This window comes from Mesorhizobium sp. YR577, assembly GCF_900116595.1.
Taxonomy (GTDB): Bacteria; Pseudomonadota; Alphaproteobacteria; order Rhizobiales; family Rhizobiaceae; genus Mesorhizobium_M.
Genome location: NZ_FPBI01000023.1, coordinates 69,479 through 79,882, shown reverse-complemented (window position 1 = coordinate 79,882; position 10,404 = coordinate 69,479). Strand labels below are relative to the sequence as shown.

General features: G+C 62.8%; 10 protein-coding genes. All 10 read right to left on the bottom strand.

Annotated features, from left to right (window positions below; genetic code table 11):
- Positions 1-187: 187 nt before the first annotated feature.
- Positions 188-574: a 4Fe-4S dicluster domain-containing protein gene (locus BM413_RS26090; RefSeq protein ID WP_091917781.1), complete on the bottom strand. Its 387-nt coding sequence runs from the start codon at positions 572-574 to the stop codon at positions 188-190.
- Positions 571-2,160, bottom strand: a complete 1,590-nt coding sequence (locus BM413_RS26085; RefSeq protein ID WP_091917780.1) for an FAD-binding protein — start codon at positions 2,158-2,160, stop codon at positions 571-573. Before BM413_RS26085 ends, BM413_RS26090 begins: the two co-directional genes overlap by 4 nt.
- Before the next feature lie 18 nt (positions 2,161-2,178).
- The gene (locus BM413_RS26080) at positions 2,179-2,970 is read right to left on the bottom strand and encodes an ABC transporter ATP-binding protein (protein WP_091917779.1); all 792 of its coding nucleotides are present in this window, start codon (positions 2,968-2,970) and stop codon (positions 2,179-2,181) included.
- The gene (locus BM413_RS26075; RefSeq protein ID WP_091917778.1) at positions 2,943-3,833 is read right to left on the bottom strand and encodes an ABC transporter permease subunit; all 891 of its coding nucleotides are present in this window, start codon (positions 3,831-3,833) and stop codon (positions 2,943-2,945) included. The genes BM413_RS26080 and BM413_RS26075 overlap by 28 nt, the downstream gene beginning before the upstream one ends.
- Positions 3,834-3,851: 18 nt before the next feature.
- Positions 3,852-4,829, bottom strand: coding sequence for an ABC transporter substrate-binding protein (locus BM413_RS26070; RefSeq protein WP_091917777.1), 978 nt, complete (start codon positions 4,827-4,829; stop codon positions 3,852-3,854).
- Positions 4,830-4,884: 55 nt separating this feature from the next.
- Positions 4,885-6,222, bottom strand: a complete 1,338-nt coding sequence (locus tag BM413_RS26065; protein WP_091917776.1) for an LLM class flavin-dependent oxidoreductase — start codon at positions 6,220-6,222, stop codon at positions 4,885-4,887.
- 184 nt (positions 6,223-6,406) lie between these two features.
- Positions 6,407-8,035 carry a copper resistance CopC/CopD family protein gene (locus BM413_RS26060; RefSeq protein ID WP_175544443.1) on the bottom strand — a complete coding sequence of 543 codons (1,629 nt, stop codon included), beginning with the start codon at positions 8,033-8,035 and terminating at the stop codon, positions 6,407-6,409.
- Positions 8,032-8,577: a YcnI family copper-binding membrane protein gene (locus tag BM413_RS26055; protein WP_244538029.1), complete on the bottom strand. Its 546-nt coding sequence runs from the start codon at positions 8,575-8,577 to the stop codon at positions 8,032-8,034. The genes BM413_RS26060 and BM413_RS26055 overlap by 4 nt, the downstream gene beginning before the upstream one ends.
- A 21-nt stretch (positions 8,578-8,598) precedes the next feature.
- Entirely contained in the window at positions 8,599-9,396 is a 798-nt protein-coding gene (locus BM413_RS26050; protein ID WP_091917774.1) for an ABC transporter ATP-binding protein, read from the bottom strand.
- Complete coding sequence (locus tag BM413_RS26045) at positions 9,390-10,403, bottom strand: ABC transporter permease (protein WP_091917773.1); 1,014 nt, start codon at positions 10,401-10,403, stop codon at positions 9,390-9,392. Before BM413_RS26045 ends, BM413_RS26050 begins: the two co-directional genes overlap by 7 nt.
- Position 10,404: the final 1 nt, after the last annotated feature.

The window sequence follows — 10,404 nt, the reverse complement described above, 5'->3', positions numbered from 1 at the left end:
AGGCTCGCCCGCTACAAGCAGCCCAAGCGCGTCATTTTTACCGAAGACCTGCCGCGCAACACCATGGGCAAAGTCCAGAAGAACGTGCTGCGCGATATCTATGCCAATTTATACGCGGACGGAGGTACGGGGCGCATCGCAACGAGTGGGTGAGGGTCTACCGGGCAAGGGCCTGAGCCGAGTGGCGCTATCGCTGTTCGTTTTTCCGTTTCGCCGCGGCTTCCGCAATGGCGATATCCCTTGCCCGCAGGAAGACGCTTTCCATCCGCCAATGCTCGTTGCTGTAGCGGGGATCGGCTGCCCATTCGTCCCATCCGTGATTGCGGCGGAACTCGCCAAGCAAGCCGGAGGCAACGATTTCTTCCTTATCGACATCGGTGGGGTTTTCGCAGTCGGGTGCGACATAGATCGCGTCCTCGCGGCAATAGAGTTCGCACATGAAGCAGGTCTGGCAATCCTGCTGGTGCGCTATCTCAGGCGGGCCGTTCAATCTCGGCGCCAGCACATTGGTCGGGCAGATCTCAACGCATGCATTGCAGCCCGTGCAGCGTTCGGCAATGACCAATTCGATCATGATGCAAGTTCCAGAGCGCGTCCGTAGTCGCTTTGGGTCCAGACCTTGTCCAGTCCGCCGACAAGGATGCGGCGGTTGAAGCGCGGATCGGTCTCCGGCCTGTCCTCGCGCTGATGCATGCCGCGGCTTTCGTCGCGTGCCAGCGCGGATGCGATGCACCAGCGGGCCGTTGCCAGCATCGCCGAAGTCTCGCGCGCCTTGAGCCGCGTATCGCCGCTGCCGCGGGCATGGGCATCGACATCCGCCCAGACATCCTCGAGCAATTCTCCTGACCGATTCAAGGTCCCGCCATTACGAAAGATGTTCTTGTCGTAAGACAGCATTTCGTCCTGGATGGCCGACAGCGTCGCGCGCAGATCGATGTCCCTTTCAACCGAGGCGGGACGAAGGCTGGCCTGACCGATCGGCCGGCCACCTGAAGCCGAACCATTTTTAGCCGAAAACCGCGCAGCACCTCTGCCAGCCCATTGACCGGACGAAACGGCCCAGGCGGAATTGATGTTTCCGCCACCGGAAATCGCGCCGGCGACAAGTTCACGCGTCGCCGTGTCGCCTGCCGCAAAAAGACCCGGAACGGAGGTCGCGCAGTCATCGCTTACGACCCGAAGGCCACCGATGCCGCGGATGGTTCCCTCGCCGTGTAAGGTCACCTCAAAACGCTCGCAATAGGGATCGACGCCCCAACGCCGGAACGGCAACATGAAATTCGGCGAGATCGTCGGCACCTGGGCGCGAATGTCCTCGGACGTGCGCGAAAGATCGCAGAACACTTTTCCTTTCAGCAATGCCCGCGCCAGTGGTCGCATCGTGTCGGGACCGGGTGGCATCGGGATCACCGCGCCATCCTCGTCGTAATAGGTGGCGAATGCGTAGGACATGGTGCGCGTCATCGTCGAGCGCACCGGAGCGACGGTATGATAGGTGGTGAACTCCATGCCGGAGAGCTCGGCGCCCGCCTCAGCCGCCATCAGGTAGCCGTCGCCGGTATTGGTATGAGAGCCGAGCAGCCGCGACAGGAAGGACGTGCCGCCGGTGGCCAGAACGACCGCGCCAGCATTCACCTGCCAGTCCCCACCTCTCTGCCGCCGGATTCCACGAGCACCCGAAACCGAGCCATCCGGACGCTGCAGCAATTCCAATGCCGGACTGTGGTCGAGGACCGTGATGCCAAGGCTTTCGACAAGTCGGCGCAGGGCGCGCATATATTCCGGTCCGCGGAGCGCACGGTATTGAACCGCACCGCTTTCATCCTTCGAGAAGTCGTAGAAGCCGGCCAGCGTTGGCAGGCTTTCCCAGGTCAGCGCCAGCGTGCGCGCCATCCAGCCCGCATCGTTCAGGCCAAAGCCGGTCTTGCGCCGGTTGGCGATCGCGTTCTCGCGAAGTTCCGGCGGGTCGGGCGGTATCCACCAATGACCCGGTCCCGCCGTGGCTGTGACGCCGCTGGTACCGCAATAGCCTTTGTCGGCAAGGATTACCGTCGCTCCGGCGCGCCGCGCGGCTGCGGCCGCCCAGGTTCCGGCAAGGCCGCCGCCGATGACCAAAACATCAGCGTTGAGTTCCAACGTTTCTTCGGTGGTTCGGGTCATTGCGACAACTATCCTCGATCACGCATCGTGCTGTTTGCCGTGACGGACACCGAGCCAGTCGAGCAGCCTGCCACGTATCCTGGCGAAATCGGGATCGGCCACATCGCGCGTGCGTGGCAGGTCGATCGGCTCCTCATGCGCAATGATGCCGTCCTTCATGACCAGCACGCGATCGGCGAGAAGCACGGCCTCTTCTACATCGTGGGTGACGAGCAGTATGGCGCAGCCGTGTCGTTGCCACAGCTCACCGACGAGATCCTGCGCCTTAATGCGCGTCAGTGCGTCCAGTGCGGCGAACGGTTCGTCCAGCAGCAACAGGTCGGGCTCCCGCACCAGTGCCCGCGCCAGCGATGTGCGCTGGGCCTCGCCGCCCGACAACACCTTCGGCCATTGGTCGGCGCGGTGGCTGATGCCGACTTCTTCCAAAGCGGCAAGCGCCCTAGCGCGATCTGGCCGTCCGGGCAGGCCGAGCACAACATTGCGCCAGACCGTTTTCCACGGCATCAGGCGCGGTGCCTGGAAAGCGACGGCGCGGCGTACCGGCACCTCGACATCACCTTCAATCTCGCGATCGAGATCGGCCAGAATGCGCAAAAGTGTGCTCTTGCCGCAGCCGCTTGCCCCCAGAAGTGCAACAAATTCCCCCGGTGCGATATCGACGTCGAGATCCTTCAGCACCTCCCGATCACCGAAGCGCCGCGACAGGCCACGCACGCGCACCGCAGGCGCAGTTACCCCGGATTGTCCAGAAAAGCGCGGCGGCGCTTCCGGAACCACAATCTTCAAGCTCCGCTGAACGCTGGTCGCCATGCCAGGAAAATCCTTTCGAGGGTGCGTACCGTGAAATCCACGGCGAGACCGAGAAATGCGTAGACAACGAGGCAGACGACGATCACATCGGTCTGGAAGAACTCGCGGGCATTGGCCATCAGATAGCCAATCCCCGCCGTGGCATTGATCTGCTCGCCGAACACCAGAGCCAGCCAGGCAATACCAAGCGAATAGCGCAGGCCAACAAGGGCGCTGGGCAGCGCACCGGGCAGCACGACATGACGGATCATCGCCGCACGCGACAGACCAAGCGTCCGGCCGGCCTCTACCAGCGTCGAATCGACATTGCGGATGCCGGCATAGACGTTGAGATAGAGTGGAAATGCCGTGCCGAGCGCGATGAGCGCTATCTTGGGCGCCTCGCCGATACCGAACCAGATGATCAGAAGCGGGATCAGCGCGACATTGGGAACCGTGCGCATCATCTGCATCGGCGCGTCGACGAGATCCTCGCCCAAACGAAACAGGCCGGCGACAACGGCGAGCGTGATACCCATGCTGCCGCCGATGGCAAGGCCGGTCAAAGCGCGCTGGAGCGAGACCAGCATGGCTTCCTGCAATTCCCCCGTGGCGATCAGCTTGGCTGCGCTCGACAGTACCGTGGAGGGACCGGCCAACACTTCTCCGGGCAGCACACCGGTGACCGATGCGAGATGCCATGCAAGCAAGAGCAGGAGTGGCCCCAACAGGCGCCTTGCCCAGCGCGGAACGCCATGGCCGGCAGACGAGACCGGCGTTATCCTCTGCAGGGCCAGCCCGGTAGAGCGAGGCGCCGCCGATGCAGTCTTGTTGCGACCACGCAGCCACAGCGGGAGCGAGGCAACGGTTTCGATCGAACTCATCGGTATTCCCCCGAGTCGTCAGTTGGTCGCCAGATCGCGATAGACATAGTCGCCGAGATTGAGCGAGCCGGTGAGCACGCCGGCTTCCTTCCAGGTCTCGAAGACGTTCTGCAGGGACGCGACGAACGCGTCGTCTATCGGCTGGCGCTTGTAGCCTGCTTCTGCCGGATAGATGAGATCCACGGTTTCGCGGTCCTGCTTGGCAAAACCGGCGTAGAAGTCGACATAAGCGTCCTTGTTTTCACGCGACCAGTCGTAACCGCGATCGACACGCGCGACGAAATCGGCGATCGCAGCAACTTTGCCGGGGTTGGCGAGCGCGTTGTCGGTGGCGCTCAGGACAAAGTTGCCGGTGTTGATGCCGACGCCGTCGATCAGCACATTCGCCTTGAGTGTTCCAACCGAGCGGGCCAGATAGACGCCCCAGGTTCCCCACGCATCGATGCTGCCGGATTGGAAGGCAGCACTTGCGTCCGCTGGCGTCAGGAAGGCGAGCTTGACATCATTGGCAGTGAGGCCCGCCCTCTTCAGCACGCCGAGCGTGAGGTAATGGGCGACGCTGCCGCGCGTGGTCGGCGAGATGGTCTTGCCCTTCAGATCCTCGATGGTCTTGATCGGGCTGTCGGCCGGTACGATCAGCGAACTGCCGAGGCCGCCATTGGAGAAGTTTGCTACGACCTTGATCTTGGAGCCGCCGGCAATGGCGCTGACCGTCGGCGAGTCGGCAGCCTGGCCGATATCGACCGCATCCGCCTTCAGGGCCTCATGAAGGTTAACGGCTGCCGGGTAGACTGACCATTCGATCTGGTAGGGGACATCCTTCAAAAGCCCGGCCGCTTCCAGCTTGGCGCGCGTTGCACCCGTCTGGTCGCCGACACGCAGCACGACCTTGCTCAGATCCTCGGCGGCGAAACTTGCGGACGCTGCGCCAAGCAGCGATGCGGCGGCAAGGCCACCCAATGCGAAATTGAAGAGACGGCGGGAAATGGTTGTCATGACGGGGCTCGCTTTCGGCTGACGGTTTATTTGTTGAGGATTTGGACCGAGCAGATCACTCGGCGGCTGCCACCAGTTCCTGCCTGGAATAACGGTTGGCCGGCACGGGAATGCCGAGATTGCCGCGGAAGGTGTCCGAGGCATATTCGCTGCGATGGATACCGCGCTGCTGCAGGATCGGCACGACCGTCTCGGCGAACACTTCCAGCTCTTTCGGTAAGGAAACATTGTAGACGAAACCGTCCGCGGCGCGCCGTTCCAGCCAGCGCTCGAAGGCGTCTGCGACCTGTTCCGGCGTGCCGACGAAGTCGCTTCGCGGCGTCGCGAAGCGCAGCGCGGTCTGGCGCAAGGTCAGTTTCTCGCGGCGCGCAAGCTCGAGAATCTTGTTCGAATGGCTCTGGTTGCTGTTGGCACCGTGGGCGCTGACATCCGGGAACGGTGCATCGAGGTCGTGCTCGAGGAAATCGTAGTCGTTAAACGGGCGGCCAAGCATCGACAGCGCATTCTCGATGGAGGTCAGGGCGGCAAATTCCTGATATTTGCGCTCCGCCTCTTCCTCCGTCGAGCCGATGACAGGCCGGATGCCGGGCAAAACGAAAAGCTGGTCCGGATCGCGGCCGAAGCCTGCCACCCGCTTCTTGATGTCGCGATAATAGGCCACCGCCTCTTCAAAATTCTCGTGGCCGGCGAAGATGGCGTCGGCGCGGCTTGCGGCGAAATTCTTGCCATCCTCCGAAGCACCGGCCTGAAAGATGACCGGCTGGCCCTGAGACGAGCGGGCAATGTTCAGCGGACCCTTGACCTGGAAGAACTCGCCCCGGTGATTGAGCACATGGAGCTTGGCCGGATCGAAGAAGACACCGCTCTGCTTGTCGTGGACAAGCGCGTCGTCCTCCCATGAATCCCAGAGACCCTGAACCACATCGAGATATTCGCCCGCCAGGCGGTAGCGAACGTCATGCGCCAGATGAGCAGACTTGCTGTAATTGGCAGCACTGCCTTCCAGCCACGACGTCACTACGTTCCAGCCGGCGCGGCCGCCACTGATATGATCGAGCGAGGCGAATTGCCGGGCGACATTGAAAGGTTCGCTGTAGCTGGCGGTGAGGGTCGCGACCAGGCCGATATTCGACGTGGCGCCCGCCAGCGCGGAAAGGATGGTCAGTGGCTCGAAGCGGTTGAGATAATGCGGGCTCGACTTCTCGGTGATGAAGACGCTGTCAGCCACGAACAGGAAGTCGAATTTGGCAGCCTCGGCAAGCTGCGCCTGCTTCTTGTAATAGCTGAAATTGGTGCTTGCGGTCGGGTCCGCATCCGGATGACGCCAGTCGCCCCAGCCTTGTCCTACTCCGTGAAGCATGAAGCCGAGTTTCAGTTGGCGTTTCTGGGTCATGACCTACTCCGTGACAGGGCCGCCGAGGCGCACATTCATCAGCGAGCTAATGTCATCAGGCTAATTTCTACAAAATTAGTAGACTAGGCATGACTTACTGAACTTTGCGCCTATGGGAGGTTCCAATTCTTCTTTCCACCTCGATGCCGGGCATCTTGTTCGATGTGCGGAATTGGCGGTGCGGTTATCGCGAAGCGTTGCGGACGTCGAAGACATCCATCAGCGTCACGGAGCGAAAATCCGAGACCAGAACGGTTACGCGCACCACCCAGAAACCATCCAAAGGCAGCACGAAACCGTCGGCGTGAAAGGCGCCGGTATTGATGCGACGCGCCTCATGGGCGAAGGGCCCGATGCCATAGGACGGTTTGTCGAGTTCAACATTGACGCTCATCGGCTCGAACGGCTTGCCGTCGAGCAGAAGTTCGCCAACCTCGACACGGACGGGGCCAACGATAGGCGGGCGGATGGTCAGCAGTGCGGTCACACCGTCCTTCGCAGCGCGGACTTCCTGGACTTCATAGAGCGCTGGATTTTCGGCAATCGAGCGCGGCGGTGGCGTGAAGCGCCATAGGCCGAGGACTGCCAGAACCGCGGTCCCGAGCACGATCTCGGCGGTGATACTGCGTCTCAAGCGAAGGCTCGCATTCCCATCCCCCGCCGCTGCGGGTGCCGTAAGTGCGTAGCGGTTGAACACAGCGAGCAGGAACATGCCGGCGACGAGTGCGAGTTTCACCAGCAGGACCAGCCCGTAGTTCGTCTGCCATAGCGCGGCGATGGCTCTAACCTGCACGATCGCGATAATGCCGCCGCTGACAAGCAGCACGGCAATGACAGCCGGGATCGCAGTAGAAAACCGCTTCAGCGCAACCGCAGCATCGCGGCGCGCAAGGACGAAGCCAAGCGGCACCAGCGCACCCAGCCAAAGCACGACCGCGACCGCGTGGAAAAAGACTGCCGGTACCGTCAACCAGTGGGGTGGCGCGGCGGAGGCATGGCCGCTGGCCGCAACCGCCGCGCCGAGCAGCGCCAGCGCGACAATGGTGCACAAACGCCCGAAGAATAATTGTCTGCCCGGTTGCACCGCGCCGTAGCCAAGAAGCAGTGCCGCCGCTGCCATAAGAGTTGCCATGCCGTAACTTGTCGCCCACAGCCCGGCCTGCCAGACTTCCGGCTTCAGGATGCCCGTCAGAGGTTCAGCCAATGCGTCGAGGCCCTGAAAAGCGATCATTCCAGGAGCAGCACAGAGGCCGACGAGCAACGCCAGCGTGACAAAGCGTCTGCCGGGCATTGGCTCCGTGCCTGCCAGCCACGACATGGCGGTAACGCCACCCACCCCGAAGACAAGTCCAGCCAGCAGCAAGAGCCGCGCCGTCCAGAGTCCTATCCGAACTGGCAGATCGGATTGCGCAGCATCGGCAGGGGCGACCGCGCTTGGTGAGCCGATCGAAAAGAGCAGGCCGCCACCGATCGGATGCCCGTCCGACGAGGCCACACGCCATGACAGGATATGCGTTCCCTGTTCGAGACCGCCCGGCAAGGCGAGCACGATGGCAGCGCCCTTTTCGCCGATGTCGGCAAGGATCTCGGTGCGTCCGTTGGGATGGATGAGCCGCGCGACAAGCGGCCGGACCGGCTCTGAAAAAGTCAGGGTCAGGTGCTTCGGCGCTTCCGCCAGCACAGCGCCATCGACAGGATCAGCTGTGACAAGCTGCGCATGCGCCAGCGCAGGCGCGACAGCGCCCGCTAAGGAAATGGCGACAGCGAAAAGTGCTGCCGCCAGCCGAACCCACAGCAGGCCAAGCCGCTTCACGATCCTGGCAAGACCTTCACCGAAGGTGCGGGAAATTTGAGCGCATCCGAGGAGCCGCCGGCCGGCGGAATCTCGATCCAGCGCTCGACGCCCGTCTCGCATTGCTGGACGATCGGCACGAAGAGCTTACCTGCATCAGCGTCGGCCGAGACCTTTGCCCGGAAGGCGAACTCGTCATAGTGCGCCGCTTCGAGCCGGCCGCCGCTCCAGGAAATTTCCTTGATCAGTGCCTCTTCGTCATCGCCGTGCGATGTGTGTGCGGCCGCAGGTGCACCGTCGCCCTGAGGCTCGACCTTGCTGATGTCGAGCGTCCAGCCGGGTTTGGGCTGCGGCCTTACCTCGGACAGTTCCTCGGGTATGGAGACACGCACCGCGGTCGTCGGCGAACCGGCGCAGCCATGCGGTATGCGCAGCACGAACTTTACCGTGCCGCCGGCCTTCACCTCCTTGTTCTCGAAGGTGACATGAGCGCTTGCCGGCCAGGCCATCAGTGTTGAAAGGCCAAGTATCAAGCCCGGCAGGAGTTTGGGTTTCGGTGTCATGTCGGCTCCGGAAATTGGGGATCACCACGTCGCAGCAAGGCCGAGATGGCCAAGCGCTTCGCGGCGCAGTTCTGCCAGGCGCGGGTCGCCGCGGTGGCGCGGATAGGGAAGATCGACCGTAAGGTCGGCGACGATGCGGGCCGGACGCGGCCCGAAGATCAGCACGCGCTGGGTGAGGAACAGCGCTTCCTCGACATCGTGGGTGACCAGAACCGCAGTCAGCCCGGCTTCCTGCCACAGCTTCACCAGTTCGGTCTGCATGGTCAGGCGGGTGAGTGAATCGAGCTTGCCGAGCGGTTCGTCGAGCAGCAGCAGGCGCGGCTCGTTGACCAGCGCGCGGGCAAGCGCGACGCGCTGGGCCATGCCGCCGGAAAGCTGGTGCGGATAGGCCTTGTCGAAGCCGCCAAGCCCCACCAGTTCGATGGCCTTGTCGACACGGTGGCGCGAGCTTTTCAGGATGCCCTGCGCCTCCAGGCCGAGGGCTACATTGTCCCAAACCGTCCGCCAGGGAAACAGCGTGGGGTCCTGGAAGACCAGGATGCGGGACGGGTCGGGATCGCCAACGACCGCTCCATCAACCTTGAGCGCGCCTTCGGTCGGATGGTCGAGCCCCGCAAGCAGCCTGAGCAGCGTGGACTTGCCGCAGCCCGAGGGGCCGAGGAGCGCCACGAAAGAACCAGGCTCGACCGAGAAGCCGACCTCGTCGAGGACGGGGAGCGGTTCGCCCTCCAGCTCGAACTGATGGGATACTTTCTCGATATCTATCCTCTGGCCAGCTGCGGCATAGGCAGCCGGCGCTTCCACCGTCAGCGCTACCATCTGACAAGTCCTTTCTGCCAGGAGAGCGACCAATCGCGCACGCGGAACAGAATGGTGATCAGCCCGGAGCACATCAGCGCCATCACCAGCAGTGCCGCATACATGTTGGCGTAGGCGGCCCAGCCCTGGGCCCATTGCAGGTACCAGCCTAGCCCGGCCTTCACGCCGAGCATCTCGGCAATGACAAGCACGGCAAAGGACGTGCCGAGGCCCATGAACAGCCCGACGAAGACATGCGGAAGTGCAGCAGGGATCGCCACCTTCAGGATCAGGAAGGAAGGTTTTGCGCCAAGCGTCCGGGCGATGTCATAGTAATCCCGGTTGACGCTGGCGATACCGGACCAGGTGAGGATCGTCACCGGAAAGGCAGTGGCAAGAGCGATCAGGAAGACACTGGCCGAGCCGCTGGTCGGGAACAGGAAGAAGGCAAGCGGCAGCCAGGCGGTGGCCGGCAGTGGCCCGATCAGCCGGAGCACCGGATGAACCCAATAGCTCGCCACCCGCGACCAGCCGATGGTGACGCCTGTCAGGAAGCCGGCAAGCGCGCCGAAGAAATAGCCCTTCGCCAGCAAAAGTACCGAATGATAGACACTCTCGGCGAGCCGCGCCCAGTCGTCGAAGAAGACTTCGAGAATGCTCTGCGGTGAGGAGAAGAACGGCACCGGAAGCAAACCTGTCTTTGCGGTGACCACTTCCCAAGCGGCCATCAGCGCGGCAGCGGCAATGAACCATGGCCCATAATAGCGCACAGTGCTGGCGACCGGGCCAAGCAGCTTGCCCGTGGCTGCGACGACTGCCACTGCCAGCGCGATCGCAAGCGCAATGATCGCCAGTTCGCGGCCATAGGGCTGCGGAATGATCTCGGGCCACAGCTCGATCAGCGCGGCAACGCCGATCCAGCTCGCCGTTGCCGTCAATCCGACAAGCCATATGCCGGCCCTTGCCTGATTACCTTCCTGAACTGGAGCCGCGGCGCGCTCGGAAAATGCCGGATCGATTGATGTCATC

Bases quoted from the DNA above. Each gene is read 5' to 3' on its own strand.
- BM413_RS26090 (WP_091917781.1), bottom strand. From the start codon at position 574: ATGATCGAATTGGTCATTGCCGAACGCTGCACGGGCTGCAATGCATGC.
- BM413_RS26085 (WP_091917780.1), bottom strand. From the start codon at position 2,160: ATGACCCGAACCACCGAAGAAACGTTGGAACTCAACGCTGATGTTTTG.
- BM413_RS26080 (WP_091917779.1), bottom strand. From the start codon at position 2,970: ATGGCGACCAGCGTTCAGCGGAGCTTGAAGATTGTGGTTCCGGAAGCG.
- BM413_RS26075 (WP_091917778.1), bottom strand. From the start codon at position 3,833: ATGAGTTCGATCGAAACCGTTGCCTCGCTCCCGCTGTGGCTGCGTGGT.
- BM413_RS26070 (WP_091917777.1), bottom strand. From the start codon at position 4,829: ATGACAACCATTTCCCGCCGTCTCTTCAATTTCGCATTGGGTGGCCTT.
- BM413_RS26065 (WP_091917776.1), bottom strand. From the start codon at position 6,222: ATGACCCAGAAACGCCAACTGAAACTCGGCTTCATGCTTCACGGAGTA.
- BM413_RS26055 (WP_244538029.1), bottom strand. From the start codon at position 8,577: ATGACACCGAAACCCAAACTCCTGCCGGGCTTGATACTTGGCCTTTCA.
- BM413_RS26050 (WP_091917774.1), bottom strand. From the start codon at position 9,396: ATGGTAGCGCTGACGGTGGAAGCGCCGGCTGCCTATGCCGCAGCTGGC.
- BM413_RS26045 (WP_091917773.1), bottom strand. From the start codon at position 10,403: ATGACATCAATCGATCCGGCATTTTCCGAGCGCGCCGCGGCTCCAGTT.